Source organism: Pseudomonas sp. yb_2 (genome assembly GCF_043103905.1).
In the GTDB taxonomy this organism is placed as follows: Bacteria; Pseudomonadota; Gammaproteobacteria; order Pseudomonadales; family Pseudomonadaceae; genus Aquipseudomonas; species Aquipseudomonas alloputida.
The window spans coordinates 84836-100521 of the sequence record NZ_JBICKH010000082.1; the positions used below are offsets into that span (position 1 = coordinate 84836).

14 protein-coding genes are annotated in these 15686 nt (G+C 61.9%); 3 read left to right on the forward strand and 11 right to left on the reverse strand.

Annotation, left to right across the window (positions count from 1 at the left end; genetic code table 11):
* Positions 1-138: 138 nt before the first annotated feature.
* From phoU to ACF8FB_RS23120, 6 genes are all read right to left on the reverse strand, one after another.
* Positions 139-909, reverse strand: coding sequence for a phosphate signaling complex protein PhoU (phoU, locus tag ACF8FB_RS23095; RefSeq protein ID WP_003253329.1), 771 nt, complete (start codon positions 907-909; stop codon positions 139-141).
* Between the two features lie 101 nt (positions 910-1010).
* Positions 1011-1844, reverse strand: coding sequence for a phosphate ABC transporter ATP-binding protein PstB (pstB, locus tag ACF8FB_RS23100; RefSeq protein WP_003253327.1), 834 nt, complete (start codon positions 1842-1844; stop codon positions 1011-1013).
* Between the two features lie 72 nt (positions 1845-1916).
* Complete coding sequence (gene pstA / locus ACF8FB_RS23105) at positions 1917-3533, reverse strand: phosphate ABC transporter permease PstA (RefSeq protein WP_173881456.1); 1617 nt, start codon at positions 3531-3533, stop codon at positions 1917-1919.
* 71 nt (positions 3534-3604) lie between these two features.
* Entirely contained in the window at positions 3605-5893 is a 2289-nt protein-coding gene (locus ACF8FB_RS23110; RefSeq protein WP_392512095.1) for an ABC transporter permease subunit, read from the reverse strand.
* A 138-nt stretch (positions 5894-6031) separates the two neighbouring features.
* Positions 6032-7030 (reverse strand): phosphate ABC transporter substrate-binding protein PstS, encoded by a 999-nt coding sequence (locus ACF8FB_RS23115; RefSeq protein ID WP_010955820.1) that lies wholly within the window; start codon positions 7028-7030, stop codon positions 6032-6034.
* 237 nt (positions 7031-7267) lie between these two features.
* Entirely contained in the window at positions 7268-8557 is a 1290-nt protein-coding gene (locus ACF8FB_RS23120) for an MFS transporter (RefSeq protein ID WP_010955821.1), read from the reverse strand.
* 361 nt (positions 8558-8918) lie between these two features.
* Between ACF8FB_RS23120 and ACF8FB_RS23125 the strand changes: the two genes are divergently transcribed.
* Both ACF8FB_RS23125 and ACF8FB_RS23130 read left to right on the forward strand, forming a co-directional pair.
* Positions 8919-9317: an acyl-CoA thioesterase gene (locus tag ACF8FB_RS23125; RefSeq protein WP_003253317.1), complete on the forward strand. Its 399-nt coding sequence runs from the start codon at positions 8919-8921 to the stop codon at positions 9315-9317.
* Between the two features lie 71 nt (positions 9318-9388).
* Positions 9389-10285: a D-hexose-6-phosphate mutarotase gene (locus ACF8FB_RS23130; RefSeq protein ID WP_010955822.1), complete on the forward strand. Its 897-nt coding sequence runs from the start codon at positions 9389-9391 to the stop codon at positions 10283-10285.
* Between the two features lie 61 nt (positions 10286-10346).
* On the opposite strand, the gene ACF8FB_RS23135 is transcribed toward ACF8FB_RS23130, so the two are convergent.
* From ACF8FB_RS23135 to ACF8FB_RS23155, 5 genes are all read right to left on the reverse strand, one after another.
* The gene (locus tag ACF8FB_RS23135; protein ID WP_012054120.1) at positions 10347-10880 is read right to left on the reverse strand and encodes a DUF3299 domain-containing protein; all 534 of its coding nucleotides are present in this window, start codon (positions 10878-10880) and stop codon (positions 10347-10349) included.
* A gap of 48 nt (positions 10881-10928) precedes the next feature.
* The gene (locus ACF8FB_RS23140; protein ID WP_010955824.1) at positions 10929-11174 is read right to left on the reverse strand and encodes a GlsB/YeaQ/YmgE family stress response membrane protein; all 246 of its coding nucleotides are present in this window, start codon (positions 11172-11174) and stop codon (positions 10929-10931) included.
* A gap of 108 nt (positions 11175-11282) precedes the next feature.
* The gene (locus ACF8FB_RS23145) at positions 11283-12365 is read right to left on the reverse strand and encodes a 5-(carboxyamino)imidazole ribonucleotide synthase (RefSeq protein ID WP_176682913.1); all 1083 of its coding nucleotides are present in this window, start codon (positions 12363-12365) and stop codon (positions 11283-11285) included.
* Positions 12366-12375: 10 nt separating this feature from the next.
* On the reverse strand, positions 12376-12867 hold the full coding sequence (purE, locus tag ACF8FB_RS23150) for a 5-(carboxyamino)imidazole ribonucleotide mutase (RefSeq protein ID WP_003253304.1): 492 nt from the start codon (positions 12865-12867) through the stop codon (positions 12376-12378).
* Positions 12868-13134: 267 nt separating this feature from the next.
* On the reverse strand, positions 13135-14052 hold the full coding sequence (locus tag ACF8FB_RS23155; protein ID WP_010955826.1) for a LysR substrate-binding domain-containing protein: 918 nt from the start codon (positions 14050-14052) through the stop codon (positions 13135-13137).
* A 182-nt stretch (positions 14053-14234) separates the two neighbouring features.
* Between ACF8FB_RS23155 and aspA the strand changes: the two genes are divergently transcribed.
* Positions 14235-15659 (forward strand): aspartate ammonia-lyase, encoded by a 1425-nt coding sequence (aspA, locus tag ACF8FB_RS23160; protein ID WP_029380744.1) that lies wholly within the window; start codon positions 14235-14237, stop codon positions 15657-15659.
* Positions 15660-15686: the final 27 nt, after the last annotated feature.

Genomic DNA, 15686 nt, shown 5'->3' on the forward strand with positions numbered 1-15686 from the left:
AGCCTACTGCCAATGATGGCCACTTGCTACAACCTGGTCACGCCGGGACTTCTTCACATCGTTCGCGGGTGCCTGCCGGCTCTCGACCGCAAACGAAAACGCCCGGCCAAGGCCGGGCGTCGATGCTCGGGAGCAACCTTACTTATCGTCAGATTCACCCGGAACATTAGCCTTTTCGCCGTTGGCGACAGCAGTGCCCTGCACTTCTGCCGTCATGCGCTTGAGGCCCATGTGGCGCACGTCGGTGCCGCGCACCAGGTAGATCACCAGTTCGGAGATGTTGCGCGCATGGTCGCCAATACGCTCCAGCGAGCGCAGCACCCAGATCACGCTCAGCACCCGCGAGATAGAGCGCGGGTCTTCCATCATGTAGGTCACCAGCTCACGCAGCGCGGTCTTGTATTCGCGGTCGATGGTCTTGTCGTACTGGGCCACCGACAGCGCCAGGTCGGCGTCGAAGCGGGCAAAGGCGTCCAGCGCATCCCGGACCATGTTGCGCACCTGGTCGCCAATGTGGCGAACTTCGACATAACCACGCGGCGACTCGCCCTCTTCGCACAGCTGGATGGCGCGGCGGGCGATCTTGGTCGACTCGTCACCGATGCGTTCCAGGTCGATCACCGACTTGGAAATGCTGATGATCAGGCGCAGGTCCGAGGCCGCTGGCTGGCGGCGGGCGAGGATGCGCAAGCACTCCTCGTCGATGTTGCGCTCCATCTGGTTGATCTGCTCGTCAACCTCGCGCACCTGCTGGGCCAGACCAGAGTCGGCTTCGATCAGCGCGGTAACCGCGTCGTTGACCTGCTTTTCCACCAGCCCGCCCATGGCCAGCAGGTGGCTGCGCACCTCTTCGAGCTCGGCGTTGAACTGCTGGGAAATGTGATGGGTAAGGCTTTCTTTGTTGATCATCGTTTTGTCCTTTGGTAGCGCGGCCCTGTAGGAGCGGGTTCACCCGCGAACACCGGCAACCCCGGTGCCAGACACCAAGGTGCCTGTTTCGCGAGCGGCGCTTAGCCGTAGCGACCGGTGATGTAGTCTTCGGTCTGCTTCTTCGCCGGGTTGGTGAACAGGGTATCGGTATCCCCGAATTCGACCAGTTTGCCCATGTACATGAACGCGGTGTAATCCGAAACACGCGCCGCTTGCTGCATGTTGTGGGTCACGATGACGATGGTGTACTTGGATTTCAATTCATAGATCAGTTCTTCGACCTTCAAGGTCGAGATCGGGTCCAGCGCCGAGCACGGTTCGTCAAGCAGCAGCACCTCCGGCTCCACGGCAATGGTGCGGGCGATGACCAGACGCTGCTGCTGGCCACCGGACAGGCCCAGCGCCGACTCGTGCAGGCGGTCCTTGACCTCGTCCCACAAGGCCGCGCCCTTCAACGCCCACTCGACGGCTTCATCGAGCACGCGCTTCTTGTTGATGCCCTGGATGCGCAGGCCGTAGACCACGTTCTCGTAGATGGTCTTGGGGAACGGGTTCGGCTTCTGGAACACCATGCCCACACGCCGGCGCAGTTCGGCAACGTCTTCGCCCTTGCGGTAGATATTGTTGCCGTACAGGTTGATGGCACCTTCCACACGGCAACCGTCAACCAAGTCGTTCATCCGGTTGAAGGTGCGCAGCAGGGTCGACTTGCCGCAGCCGGATGGGCCGATGAAGGCGGTCACGCGCTGCTTCGGGATGTTCATCTGCACGTCGAACAGCGCTTGCTTGTCGCCATAGAACAGGCTCAGGCCCGGCACTTCGATGGCCACGGTTTCTTCAGCCATCCGCAGGCTCTGCTTGTTGCGGCCCAGGGCAGACATGTCGATGCCATGGGTGTGGGAATCTTGCTGCATGGTCAACTCCATACGCTATCAAGTCGTTTCAAAGGGCCGCCCGGCTTACGGGCGGCACGCTTGCAATCAGGGTCAGCCGTCCAGCGCCTTGTACTTCTCGCGCAGGTGGTTGCGAATCCACACGGCAGAGAGGTTGAGGGTCGCGATCACCAGCACCAGCAGCAGCGCAGTGGCATAAACCAGCGGCCGCGCGGCTTCGACGTTCGGGCTCTGGAAGCCGACGTCATAGATGTGGAAGCCCAGGTGCATGATCTTCTGGTCCAGGTGCAGGTACGGGTAGTTTCCATCCACCGGCAGCGACGGCGCCAGCTTCACCACACCTACCAGCATCAGCGGCGCCACTTCGCCGGCGGCACGGGCCACAGCGAGGATCATGCCGGTCATCATGGCCGGGCTGGCCATGGGCAGGACGATTTTCCACAGGGTCTCGGCCTTGGTTGCGCCCAACGCCAGCGAGCCTTCACGCACGGTGCGCGGAATTCGCGCCAGGCCTTCTTCGGTGGCCACGATCACCACCGGTACCGCCAGCAATGCCAGGGTCAGCGATGCCCACAGCAGGCCCGGGGTACCCAGGGTCGGCGCCGGCAGCGCTTCGGGGAAGAACAGGCGGTCGATCGAGCCGCCCAGCACGTAGACGAAGAAGCCCAGACCGAACACACCGTAGACGATCGCAGGAACACCGGCCAGGTTGTTAACCGCAATGCGGATAAGCCGGGTGACCGGGCCCTGCCTGGCGTATTCACGCAGGTACACGGCAGCCAGCACGCCGAACGGGGTAACGATCACGGCCATGATCAGGGTCATCATCACGGTACCGAAGATGGCCGGGAAGATACCGCCCTCGGTGTTGGCTTCACGCGGGTCGTCGCTGAGGAACTCCCAGACCTTGCCGAAGTAGGTGCCCAGCTTGGTAAACGCCGACATGCCGTTCGGCTGAACGGCATGCACCACCTTGCTCAGGTTGATTTCCACTTCACGGCCGTTGCCATCCCGGGCCACCAGGCTGTCGCGGGAGAAAGCCTGGTGCAGGCCGGTCAGGCGTTCTTCGATAGCCTTGTAGCGGCTGTTGAGTTCGGCACGGTCGGCGTCCATGTCGGCCTGGGCGGCGGCGTCCAGCTTGCCGTCCAGCTCCAGCTTGCGCGCTTGCAGGCGCAGGCGCTCAAGGCCATGGTTGATGGCACCGATGTCCTTCTTCTCCAGCTGCTGCAGCTCGCTGTTGAGCTGGTTGGCACGCTTGAGGCGGGCCTGCAGTTCGTTCCAGGCAGCCGGGCCTTCGGCAACCACGCGGCCTTGTTCCTTGACGCTGACCAGGTAGCCATAGAAGTTGCCCCACTCGCGGCGCTCAAGGGCCATCAGGTCAGCCGGGCGCTGTTCGTCGACCAGCCAGTCGCCGACCACCCAGGTAAAGTCGCTGCCGTTGAGGTCGCGGTTACCTACCTTGATCAGCTCGCGGGTCATGAACTCCGGGCCCTGGTCAGGCACTGGCAGGCCAGCCCCCTTCAGACGAGCACGGGGTACTTCCTCCTTCTGCACCACTTCGCCAATGACGACGTGATCGGCCTGGCCTGGCACCTTGTAGGTGGCCTGGACAAGATCGGCTGGCCAGAAGTGACCCAGGCCGCGCACGGCGATCACCGCCAGCAGGCCGACAGTCATGATCACGGCCATGGCCACTGCGCCGCCGCTCATCCAGACGCCTGGGGCGCCGCTCTTGAACCAGCCTTTGAGGGAATCCTTTTTCACGGATCGCTACCTTTCTATCAAAGCGACGAGTATTTCTTGCGCAGACGCTGGCGAATCAGCTCGGCCAAGGTGTTCATGATGAAGGTGAACATCAGCAGCACCAGGGCGGCCAGGAACAGCACGCGATAGTGGCTGCCACCGACTTCAGATTCCGGCATTTCCACAGCCACGTTGGCGGCCAGGGTGCGCATGCCCTCGAACAGGTTCATCTCCATCACCGGCGTGTTGCCGGTAGCCATCAGCACGATCATGGTCTCGCCTACCGCACGGCCCATGCCGATCATCAACGCCGAGAAGATGCCCGGGCTGGCGGTGAGGATGACCACGCGGGTCAGGGTCTGCCAAGGCGTCGCCCCCAGTGCCAGCGAGCCCAGGGTCAGACTGCGCGGCACACTGAACACGGCATCTTCGGCAATCGAGTAGATGTTCGGGATGACCGCGAAGCCCATGGCGATACCGACTACCAGGGCGTTGCGCTGGTCGTAGGTGATGCCTAAATCGTTGGTGATCCACAGGCGCATGTCGCCGCCGAAGAACCAGCTTTCCAGGTGCGGGCTCATGGTCAGGGCGAACCAGCCGGTGAACAGAATGACCGGAATCAGGATCGCCGCTTCCCAACCATCCGGTACACGCAGGCGGATCGACTCCGGCAGCCGACTCCAGAAGAAGCCGGCCAGCAGGATACCGATCGGCATCAGCAGGAACAGGCTGAACACACCGGGCAGGTGGCCTTCCAGGTACGGGGCCAGGAACAGGCCGGCGAAGAAGCCGAGGATCACCGTCGGCATCGCTTCCATCAGCTCGATCACCGGCTTGACCTTGCGGCGCATGCGCGGGGCCATGAAGTAGGCGGTGTAGATGGCTGCGGCAATGGCCAGCGGGGCGGCCAGGATCATGGCGTAGAACGCGGCCTTCAGGGTTCCGAAGGTCAGCGGCGACAGGCTCAGTTTGGGCTCGAAGTCAGTGTTCGACGCGGTCGATTGCCAGACGTATTTCGGCTCGTCGTAGTTCTCGTACCACACCTTGCCCCACAGCGCGCCGAACGAAACTTCCGGGTGCGGGTTGCGCAGGCTCAACGGCAACAACTTGCCGCCTTCTTCGATGATGATGCGGTTGGCGCGTGGCGACAGGGCCAGCGTACCAGGGCCTTCGGCAGCCGGCTCTACCAGCAGGGTTCGGTGTGCAGTGCTGTGGAACACGCCCAGTTTGCCTTCGGCGTCCAGGGCGATGAAGCCCTTGCGGCGCTCTTCGGCGTCGATCTGCACGATCGGCGCCTTGCCCATCTGGAAGGTACGGATCTGCTTGAAGCGCGATTCGCCATCCGGGTCACGGGCCATGAACCACTGGGCCAGCCCCCCCTTGGAGTCACCGATGATCAGCGAAATGCCGCCAACCAGCTGGGCCGTGGCAGTAATTTCGGTGTCGGCGCTATCAGACAACTTGTAACGGCCGTTGAGGCTCTTGTCGCGCAGGCTGAACACGTCGGCCGTGGCACGGCCGTTGATCACGTACAGCCAGTGCTGGCGTGGGTCGATGAAGATATTCTTCACCGTCTCGGTCATTTGCGGCAGTTCGATGCGGTTCTGCTCGGTGGTGACCTCTTCGGTCATCATGTTTTCCGTGCGGGTCAGCTCGACCACCTGCAGATGAGCACCGGTAGAGCCGGCAAGCAGCAGGGTGTCGCCATTGACGTTGACGCTGACGTGGTCCAGCGCACGCCCCTGCTCGTCGAGCACGAACGATTGCTCGCCGTACGGGTAGTCGATGCCAGGGCTGATGGTTTTCTTGTTGTCCGGGTAGGTGATCTTGTAGGTGTGCTGGAAAACCAGCGCCTGGCCATTGGACAGGCCCAGCACCACCAGCGCGCTGCCCGGCTGGTCAGTACTGATGGACGTGACCTGGGTGTCTGCCGGCACGGGTAGCTCGACACGCTTGAGTTCGTTACCGGTCTTGGTATCGAAGAACAATGCCTGGCCCTTGTCCGAAACACGCATCCCCACCTGATTCTGCTCTTCAAGCGCGATCATCAGTGGCTTCCCGGCATCCTGCTGCAGCCAGGTCGGCTCCAGGGCTTTCTTGCTGGTCAGCTCGGCGCCCTGGAACAGTGGCAGCACCACATAAGCCAGGTAGAAGAAGATCAACGTGATTGCCGCCAATACGGCAAGCCCGCCTACCAGCACATACCAGCGGGTCAGGCGGTCCTTGAGCGCGCGCATGCGGCGCTTGCGTTGCAACTCGGGCGTATTGAAATCAATGCGCACGGGCTGGGAGTTTTGGGTCATGTTGGAATTGGCCAGATCATTCATGCGCACACCCTAGCGGTCCCGTGTGACAAAAACATTACAAAGTGGTGACGCGCGAAAGCCCGCCGCACAGGGAACCTGGCTTCGGACTGGAAATTCGTGGAAGAGGCCGGGCAGTGGCACCGGCCTCTTCTTAATTACTTACTTCTTTGCAACGTTACCGGTGTGCGACAGGCCCAGGTCAGCCAGGGTCTTGTCGACGACTTTGGCCGGCAGCGGAATGTAGCCATCCTTCACCACCACCTGCTGGCCCGCTTGCGACAGCACAAGCTTGACGAACTCGGCTTCCAGCGGGGCCAGAGGCTTGTTCGGCGCCTTGTTGACGTAGACGTACAGGAAGCGCGACAGCGGGTAGGTGCCATTCAGGGCGTTGGCTTCGTTGTCTTCAACAAACTCGCCGCCTTCTTTCTTGGCCAGGGGTACGGTCTTGACGCTGGCGGTCTTGTAACCAATACCCGAGTAGCCGATGCCGTTCAGCGAGGAGCTGATCGACTGCACGACCGAAGCCGAGCCAGGCTGTTCGTTGACGTTAGGCTTGAAGTCGCCTTTGCACAGGGCTTCTTCCTTGAAGTAGCCATAGGTGCCCGATACCGAGTTACGGCCGAACAGCTGGATTGGCTTGTTGGCCAGGTCGCCGGTCACACCGACGTCACCCCAGGTCTTGATGTCGGCCTTGCCACCGCACAGGCGAGTGGAGGAGAAGATGGCGTCGACCTGAGCCATGGTCAGGCCCTTGATTGGGTTGTCCTTGTGCACGAACACGGCCAGGGCGTCGACGGCGACCGGGATGGCGGTCGGCTTGTAGCCGTACTTCTGCTCGAAGGCTTGCAGCTCGACGTCCTTCATCTTGCGGCTCATCGGGCCGAGGTTGGCGGTGCCTTCGGTCAGCGCAGGTGGCGCGGTAGAGGAGCCGGCAGCCTGGATCTGGATGTTTACGTTCGGATATTCCTTCTTGTAGGCCTCGGCCCACAGAGTCATGAGGTTCGCGAGGGTGTCGGAACCAACGCTGGAGAGGTTGCCCGAAACACCAGTGGTCTTGGTGTAGGTCGGGATCGCAGGATCGACAGCGGCTACCGCGTTGGCGGTTGCAACGCCAGCGGCGGCAAAGGTAAGGGCCGCCATCAAACGCTTCAGTTTCATGCCTTGCTCCTAGCAGGAATATTGGGGTGTTGGATGGAACGGGCCCAAGTATCGGCAGGCCGCATGAATACGATATGACTTCATTGTGACAATTGGATGAAAGGCCATCACTGAAAGCAGGTCTGGCCTCTTCGCGGCTAAAGCCGCTCCTACAGGTTTGGTGTCGGCCTTGAGGCCTGTGCAAACCCCCTGTAGGAGCGGCTTTAGCCGCGAAGAGGCCAGTAGCCGAAGCGCAGATCAGCGCTTGTTGGCGAGCAGGTACAGGCCCACGGCCAGACCAACGGCGCACAGGCCTGCCACGTAGTAGGCAGGCGCCATCGGGCTCACCTTCAGCAGTGCGGTCACCACCATCGGCGTCAGCCCGCCAAAGATCGCGTAGGCCACGTTGTACGAGAACGACAACCCGCTGAAACGCACCACCGCCGGGAACGCCTTGACCATGACATAAGGCACTGCGCCAATCACGCCCACGCACAGGCCGGTCACGGCATACAGCGGGAACAGCAACTCGGGACGGGTCGGCAGGCTGTGGTAGAAGACCCAGGAGCTGACCAGCAAAAGCAGGCTGCCGATCACGAACACCCGGCCCGCACCATAGCGGTCGGCCAGGCTGCCGGCACCAATACAGCCGAAGCTGAGCAACACGATGGCCAGGCTGTTGGCCTTGAGCGAGTCGGTCGGGCTGATGTGGTAGATGCTCTGCAACAGCGCCGGGGTCATCAGGATGACCACTACAATGCCGGCCGAAAGCATCCAGGTCAGCAGCATCGACAGGATGATCGGACCACGGTGGTCACGCAGCACGGCGCGCAGTGGCAACTCCTCGGCCAGTGCCTTGCGTTGCTGCATTTCGGCGAACACCGGGGTTTCGTGCAGCCAGCGGCGCAGGTACACCGAGAACAGGCCGAACACACCGCCAAGCAGGAACGGGATTCGCCAGGCGTAGTCAGCCACTTCTTCCGCGCTGTACACGCTGTTGATCAAGGTCGCTACCAGCGAGCCCAGCAGAATGCCGGCAGTCAGGCCGGCGGTCAGGGTGCCGCAGGCATAGCCGGTGTTGCGAGCCGGCACATGTTCAGAGACGAACACCCATGCGCCCGGCACTTCGCCACCGATTGCGGCGCCCTGGATCACGCGCATCAGCAACAGCAGGATCGGTGCCCACATGCCGATCTGCGCATACGTCGGCAGCAGGCCCATGATCAGGGTCGGCAGGGCCATCATGAAGATGCTCAGGGTGAACATCTTCTTGCGCCCGAGCAGGTCGCCGAAGTGGGCCATGATGATGCCGCCCAGCGGCCGCGCCAGGTAGCCGGCGGCGAAGATGCCGAACGTTTGCATCAGCCGCAGCCACTCGGGCATGTCGGCCGGGAAGAACAACTTGCCCACCACCGTGGCGAAGAACACGAAGATGATGAAATCGTAGAACTCCAGCGCGCCGCCCAGGGCGGACAGTGAGAGGGTCTTGTAGTCGCTGCGGGTCAGCGGCCGCGAGGGCTGCTCGATACTGCTGGGCACGGAAGTCATCGCTCGTTGTTCTCTTTGTAGGGCATGCAGGCCGCTTGGCGCGCGGCTTCTGGATTGGAGACAGGCGAAGATAGCAAATTGCCGAGCTACGCCGAAAGCGATACAAAATCCACACAGATATTCGTGAATGCGCGGTCGTCGCTGGTCGTTATGCCCTATATACTGGCATTTCGTAGGATTATGTTGCTCCTAACGTGGGATGTTGTGCGAAAACGCCGGTCACTATTGTCAGGCGGTTTCGCAGAGTTTCCCTACGGCCGCCCAGTGAAACGAAATCGGCGTAGTATGTTTCAAGCTGAATCGTTTACCCGGCCTTTGCGCCACACCAACGAAAAGCGTCACGGGTCAGAGGCCCCATCGCATGATTGAGCTCGAACAAGAAGATCCAATCCCGCAAGGCGACCTGGCCTTGCAAATCACCGCATTGCCGCGAGAAACCAACGGGTTTGGCGATATTTTCGGCGGTTGGCTGGTTGCGCAGATGGACCTGGCAGGCACGGCCATGGCCAGCCGTGTCGCCGGCGGCCGCGTAGCCACCGTCGCCATCGACCGCATGGCCTTCCTGGTACCCGTCGCGGTCGGCGCACAGCTGTCTTTCTATACCCAGACCCTGGAAATCGGCCGCAGCTCGATCCAGATGATGGTCGAGGTGTGGAGCGACGACCCGCTGTCCAGCGAATGGCGCAAGGTCACCGAAGCGGTATTCGTCTTCGTCGCCATCGACGGCAGTGGTCGTACCCGCTCGGTGCCTCGTCGCTGAGCCACGCTGGCGGTAAACTCATTGCATCTGCCCGGGTCCAAGGCCCACTGGCAATCAATGAGAAGAACGCAATGGCTACCTTTCAGGTCGTAACCGAGCAACATGGCGAACTCAACTGCTGGCGTATCAGCAGTGACCGTGCCGAACTCCTGATCGCCCAGCAGGGCGCACAGGTCCTCAGCTACCAGCAGGTAGGCGAACCGCCGCTGCTGTGGCTGAGCGACCAGGCCATCTTCCGCCAGGGCAAGTCGGTACGCGCCGGGGTACCGGTGTGCTGGCCATGGTTTGGCAACCTGCAGCGCAACCCTCAGGCCGTCCAGGCCATGTACCAGGGAACACCAGCGCCTGCCCACGGGCTTGCGCGCACGCGTGACTGGCAATTGCTGGGTATCGAGGAAGTGGGCGAAACCCTGCGGATCGAGTTCGAACTGCCTGAAGCGCAGGGCGACCTGCCCGGTTGGCCCCATGATGTCGAGCTGAAACTGGTGGTGGAGATGGGCGCAGAGCTGAAACTGAGCCTGACCAGCCGCAACATGGGCAATACCCCCGTGACCATCAGCCAGGCCCTGCATAGCTACTTCGCGGTCAGCGATGTGCGCCAGGCGCGGGTCGAGGGCGTCGACGGGCTGGGTTATATCGAAACCCTGGCGGGCTGGGAACAGCGCCAGCAGCAGGGGGCACTTACGTTTGCCGGGGAGACGGACCGGATCTACCTGAACACCCCGCAGACCCTCAGCATCGTCGACCCGCATTGGAATCGGCGGATTACCTTGACCAGCAGCGGCTCGCGCTCGGCGGTGATCTGGAACCCGTGGACCGAGCGGGCCAAGGAGCTGGCGGACATGGCTGACGATGGATGGCAGCGAATGCTGTGCATCGAGACAGCGAATGTGTGGGATGACCTGGTGGAGTTGAAGCCTGGGGCGAGTCATTCGCTGGGCGTCCAGATCGGTTGTGAAAATATCTGAGCCCTGCTCTTTTTTTACCGGCCTCTTCGCGGGCTTGCCCGCGAAGAGGCCGGGGCAATTATCAAAGGTCTGCGTCTTCCACCACCCTCACCTTGTCTGCATCCAGCGCATAGGCCGCATCGGCCAGGTCATTGCTGACCTTCTCCACCTTCAGCTTGCCGCTGACCCACAGCGGGGTGTAGATGTCATCGATCTTCAGGCCTTTCGGGTAGCGCACCAGTACCAACTGGTTGGGCGGTGGTGGCGGCACATGGATGCACGCACCCGGGTACGGCACCAGGAAGAACAACGTGCTGTTGCCCTTGGCGTCACTCTCCAGCGGCACAGGGTAGCCACCCAGGCGGATGTCCTTGCCATTCATGGCCGCAACGGTCTTGGTCGAGTACATCACCGCAGGCAGGCCCTTGCTCTGCTTGAGGCCACCCTTGGCGGTAAAGGTGCCCATGGCTTCCGGCGAGTTGTGGTCGATTTCAGGCATTTGTTCGAGCGCCTTCTGGTCCGACCTGGGCATCAGCTCCAGCCAGTCGGTTTCGGGCAGTTCGGCATGGGCCAGGGTACTGGCCAACAGCAAGGGGACGAGGAAAAAGGCACGCATGAAAATGCTCGGCAACTCGAATGAATTGCCGAGCATTCTAACCAGTAATCAGCGTTTCTTGATGAATCCGTAGATCACCAGCAGGACCACGGCACCGACCAGCGCACCAAAGAAGCCCGCCGCCTGCCCAGCCTGGTATATACCCAGCGCCTGGCCGCCATAGGTAGCCAACAAGGAGCCGGCAATACCCAGCAGGATGGTCATGATCCAGCCCATGCTGTCATCGCCCGGTTTGATGAAGCGGGCCAGCAGGCCGACGATGAGGCCGATGAAGATGGTTCCAATGATACCCATGGCAATCCCTCTGCAGTGAAGTTGGAACAAGCCAAAGCCTAGACGGGCTTCGGCTTGTTGCCATATTCAGAGGGCATGCCGCTTGCAGAAGTTCGATTCGATGCCCGATCAGTTGCTGATCAGCGCCTCTACTTCGGCAATCTTGCGCTCGAGGGTGGCCATATCAGCGCAGCGCAGGGTGGCGTGTCCTACCTTGCGGCCAACCTTGAAGGCCTTGCCGTAGTGGTGCAGGTGACAGTCGCCGATGGCAACAACTTTGTCCACGGCCGGCACTTCACCGATGAAGTTGAGCATCGCGCTCTCGCCCACCTTGGCGGTCGAGCCAAGTGGCAGGCCGGCAACGGCACGCAGATGGTTCTCGAACTGGCTGCACTCGGCGCCTTCGATGGTCCAGTGCCCGGAGTTGTGCACGCGCGGGGCGATTTCGTTGGCCTTCAAGCCACCGTCAACTTCAAAGAACTCGAAGGCCATCACGCCAACGTAATCCAGCTTCTGCAACACACGGCCGACGTAATCTTCGGCCAGAGCCTGCAGCGGGTGTGCCTGGCTGGCTACCGACAAGCGCAGGATGCCGCTCTCGTGGGTATTGTGCACCAGCGGGTAGAAGCGGGTTTCACCATCGCGGCCACGCACGGCCACCAGCGACACCTCGCCGGTGAACGGCACGAAGCCCTCCAGCAGGCATGGCACGCTGCCCAGCTCGGCGAAGGTACCCACCACGTCTTCTGGCGTGCGCAGCACCTTCTGGCCCTTGCCGTCGTAACCCAGCGTGCGGGTTTTCAGCACGGCCGGCAGGCCGATGCTGGCCACTGCGGCGTCCAGATCGGCCTGCGAGAGGATGTCGGCGAAGGCCGGGGTGGGGATGCCCAGGTCGCGGAACATGCTCTTTTCGAACAGGCGGTCACGGGCGATGCGCAGCGATTCGGCGCTGGGGTATACCGGCACGAACTGCGAGAGGAAGGCCACGGTCTCGGCCGGGACGCTTTCGAACTCGAAGGTGACCAGGTCGACTTCGTCGGCCAGCTGACGCAGGTGGTCCTGATCGCCGTAGTCGGCACGCAGGTGCTCGCCCAGGGGCGCAGCGCAGGCGTCCGGTGCCGGGTCGAGGAAGGCGAAGTTCATGCCCAGCGGGGTACCCGCCAAGGCCAGCATGCGGCCCAGCTGGCCGCCACCGATTACACCGATCTTCATGGGTTGAGCCTCAAGCCTGGCGCGGGTCTGGGTTGTCCAGCACGGTGTCGGTCTGTTCCGTGCGGAACTGCTTCAACGCCGCGTGGTACTGCGGGTACTTGGCGCCCAGAATGCTGGCCGACAGCAGGGCAGCGTTGACCGCACCGGCACGGCCGATGGCCAGGGTGGCAACCGGCACACCGGCTGGCATCTGCACGATCGACAGCAGCGAATCGACGCCCGACAGCATCGACGACTGCACCGGCACGCCCAGCACCGGCAGGTGGGTCTTGGCGGCGCACATGCCTGGCAGGTGGGCTGCGCCACCGGCACCGGCGATGATCACCTCGATGCCACGGCCCTCAGCCTCCTCGGCATACTGGAACAGCAGATCCGGGGTGCGGTGGGCGGAAACCACCTTCACTTCGTAGGGAATGCCGAGTTTTTCCAGCATATCGGCGGTGTGGCTAAGGGTGGACCAATCGGACTTGGAGCCCATGATCACGCCAACCAGTGCACTCATCGTCGAGCCTCTCCTGCAAGCGCCTTCTGGCGCGCTAAAAGCAACAAGCCACGCAGGTGGGCCGGCGTGGCTTGTCATACGGATTCTGAATCGACCAGGTCGGCCGAAGGCGCGGGATTGTAACGTATTTAAAGGCTGGCCGCCCACCCCTACAAGCACATGCCGGATCAAAGGGCAAGCTGTCTCGTGGGACAACTTTTTCCTGCTGCCTCGGGGTCGACGAGCGCTGCACGCCTGCATCAAATCACTGAATACCTGAAGGACAATTCAAAGTGACGCTTCACCTTGTGCTCCAGACGACTCCAGCTTGCGCCATAGCAAGCGGACGTTAGCCTTACGCACCAGCGCGCAGCGGTACAGGCGGATTTCCAGCGGCACATGCCATTGGCTACCGCCGCAGATCGCCAGTTCACCGCGTTCGAGCTCGCCACGCATGGACAGACGCGGTACCCAAGCGATGCCCATCCCTTCCAGGGCCATGCTCTTGAGGCTGTCGGCCATGGCAGTTTCATAAACGGTGGTATACCGCAGGTTGCGCTGGCGCAGCAGCAAGTTGACCGAGCGGCCGAGGAATGCGCCGGCGGTGTAGGCTAGCAACGGCACACTGCCCTCGCCCTCCAGGTCGAACAATGGCTTGCCATCGGCATCCACAGCGCACACCGGCAGCATTTCAGTGGTGCCCATGTGCAGCGACGGGAAGATCTCGGCATCCATCTGCAAGGCCGCGTCCGGGTCGTAGAACGCCAGCATCAGGTCGCAGCCGCCTTCGCGCAGTGCATGTACGGCATCTCCGACGTTAGTCGCAACCAGGCGGGTGGCGATGTTCAACCCGTCGTTGCGCAACTGGGCCACCCAACGGGGGAAGAAACCCGACGCCAAGGAGTGTGCCGCAGCCACCTGCACCACCTCGCCCTGCCCGCCTTCCAAGTGATGCAAATGGCGGAGAATTTCGCTCAACTGGTCGACAACAGTACGTGCTGTGACGAGAAATAGCTGACCCGCCTCGGTCAGCTCGATGGGTGTGCGAGAGCGGTTCACCAGTTGCAGGCCCAACGCCGCCTCAAGGCTGCGAATGCGCCGGCTGAAGGCCGGTTGGGTCACGAAACGCCGCTCTGCGGCCTGGGAAAAACTGCGGGTAGCGGCCAGAGCACTGAAGTCTTCCAGCCATTTGCTTTCAAGGTTCACGAAGCACATCTCCCGGCGCGCACCAAAATGGAACACGCTCGAATATCAATTGGCGTCACATGAAACACTATGCCGTTTGTGCATAGGTTAGCGTGCAATAGCATTGGCCGCAAAAACACCTTCAGGCCTAGGATTGGCGCCATTCCGGCATGTGCCGGGTCAAAATCGAGATGATATACATCATGTCCTCTGCTGCATCGTTCCGCGTCGAAAAAGACTTGTTGGGTACCCTTGAAGTTCCTGCAGATGCCTACTACGGCATCCAGACCCTGCGCGCTGCCAACAACTTCCACCTCTCCGGTGTTCCGCTGTCGCACTACCCGAAGCTGGTCGTGGCCCTGGCCATGGTCAAGCAGGCCGCTGCCGACGCCAACCGTGAGCTGGGTCACCTGAGCGATGCCAAGCACGCTGCCATTTCCGCAGCCTGCGCCCGCCTGATCAAAGGCGATTTCCACGACCAGTTCGTGGTAGACATGATCCAGGGCGGCGCTGGTACTTCTACCAACATGAACGCCAACGAAGTCATTGCCAACGTTGCGCTGGAGGCCATGGGCCACCAGAAGGGTGAGTACCAGTACCTGCACCCTAACAACGACGTGAACATGGCGCAGTCGACCAACGACGCCTACCCGACCGCAATCCGCCTGGGCCTGCTGCTGGGCCACGACGCGCTGCTGGCCAGCCTTGATAGCCTGATCCAGGCCTTCGCTGCCAAGGGTAAAGAATTCGACCACGTACTGAAGATGGGCCGTACCCAGCTGCAGGACGCCGTACCGATGACCCTGGGCCAGGAATTCCGCGCCTTCGCCACCACCATGACTGAAGACCTGCAGCGCCTGCGCTCGCTGGCTCCGGAACTGCTGACCGAAATCAACCTGGGCGGTACCGCCATCGGTACTGGCATCAACGCCGACCCTGGCTACCAGGCCTTGGCCGTACAGCGCCTGGCCACCATCAGCGGCCACCCGCTGGTACCGGCTGCCGACCTGATCGAAGCCACCTCCGACATGGGCGCCTTCGTGCTGTTCTCCGGCATGCTCAAGCGCACCGCGGTCAAGCTGTCGAAGATCTGCAACGACCTGCGCCTGCTGTCCAGCGGCCCACGCACCGGCATCAACGAGATCAACCTGCCAGCGCGTCAGCCAGGCAGCTCGATCATGCCAGGCAAGGTCAACCCGGTTATTCCAGAAGCTGTGAACCAGGTGGCCTTCGCCATCATGGGCAACGACCTGGCCCTGACCGTCGCCGCCGAAGGTGGTCAGCTGCAGCTGAACGTGATGGAGCCGCTGATCGCCTACAAGATCTTCGACTCGATCCGCCTGCTGCAACGCGCCATGGACATGCTGCGCGAGCACTGCATCGTCGGCATCACCGCCAACGAACAGCGCTGCCGTGAACTGGTCGAGCACTCGATCGGCCTGGTTACCGCACTGAACCCGTACATCGGCTACGAAAACGCCACCCGTATTGCCCGCGTTGCCCTGGAAAGCGGCCGCGGCGTACTGGAACTGGTGCGCGAAGAGAAGCTGCTGGACGACGCGATGCTCGACGACATCCTGCGTCCGGAAAATATGATCGCTCCACGTCTGGTTCCGCTGAAGGCGTAATCAGGCCGCTGTAAACAGTCTCACCAG

Bases quoted from the DNA above. Each gene is read 5' to 3' on its own strand.
- phoU (WP_003253329.1), bottom strand. From the start codon at position 909: ATGATCAACAAAGAAAGCCTTACCCATCACATTTCCCAGCAGTTCAAC.
- pstB (WP_003253327.1), bottom strand. From the start codon at position 1,844: ATGCAGCAAGATTCCCACACCCATGGCATCGACATGTCTGCCCTGGGC.
- pstA (WP_173881456.1), bottom strand. From the start codon at position 3,533: ATGAGCGGCGGCGCAGTGGCCATGGCCGTGATCATGACTGTCGGCCTG.
- ACF8FB_RS23110 (WP_392512095.1), bottom strand. From the start codon at position 5,893: ATGAATGATCTGGCCAATTCCAACATGACCCAAAACTCCCAGCCCGTG.
- ACF8FB_RS23115 (WP_010955820.1), bottom strand. From the start codon at position 7,030: ATGAAACTGAAGCGTTTGATGGCGGCCCTTACCTTTGCCGCCGCTGGC.
- ACF8FB_RS23120 (WP_010955821.1), bottom strand. From the start codon at position 8,557: ATGACTTCCGTGCCCAGCAGTATCGAGCAGCCCTCGCGGCCGCTGACC.
- ACF8FB_RS23125 (WP_003253317.1), top strand. From the start codon at position 8,919: ATGATTGAGCTCGAACAAGAAGATCCAATCCCGCAAGGCGACCTGGCC.
- ACF8FB_RS23130 (WP_010955822.1), top strand. From the start codon at position 9,389: ATGGCTACCTTTCAGGTCGTAACCGAGCAACATGGCGAACTCAACTGC.
- ACF8FB_RS23135 (WP_012054120.1), bottom strand. From the start codon at position 10,880: ATGCGTGCCTTTTTCCTCGTCCCCTTGCTGTTGGCCAGTACCCTGGCC.
- ACF8FB_RS23140 (WP_010955824.1), bottom strand. From the start codon at position 11,174: ATGGGTATCATTGGAACCATCTTCATCGGCCTCATCGTCGGCCTGCTG.
- ACF8FB_RS23145 (WP_176682913.1), bottom strand. From the start codon at position 12,365: ATGAAGATCGGTGTAATCGGTGGCGGCCAGCTGGGCCGCATGCTGGCC.
- purE (WP_003253304.1), bottom strand. From the start codon at position 12,867: ATGAGTGCACTGGTTGGCGTGATCATGGGCTCCAAGTCCGATTGGTCC.
- aspA (WP_029380744.1), top strand. From the start codon at position 14,235: ATGTCCTCTGCTGCATCGTTCCGCGTCGAAAAAGACTTGTTGGGTACC.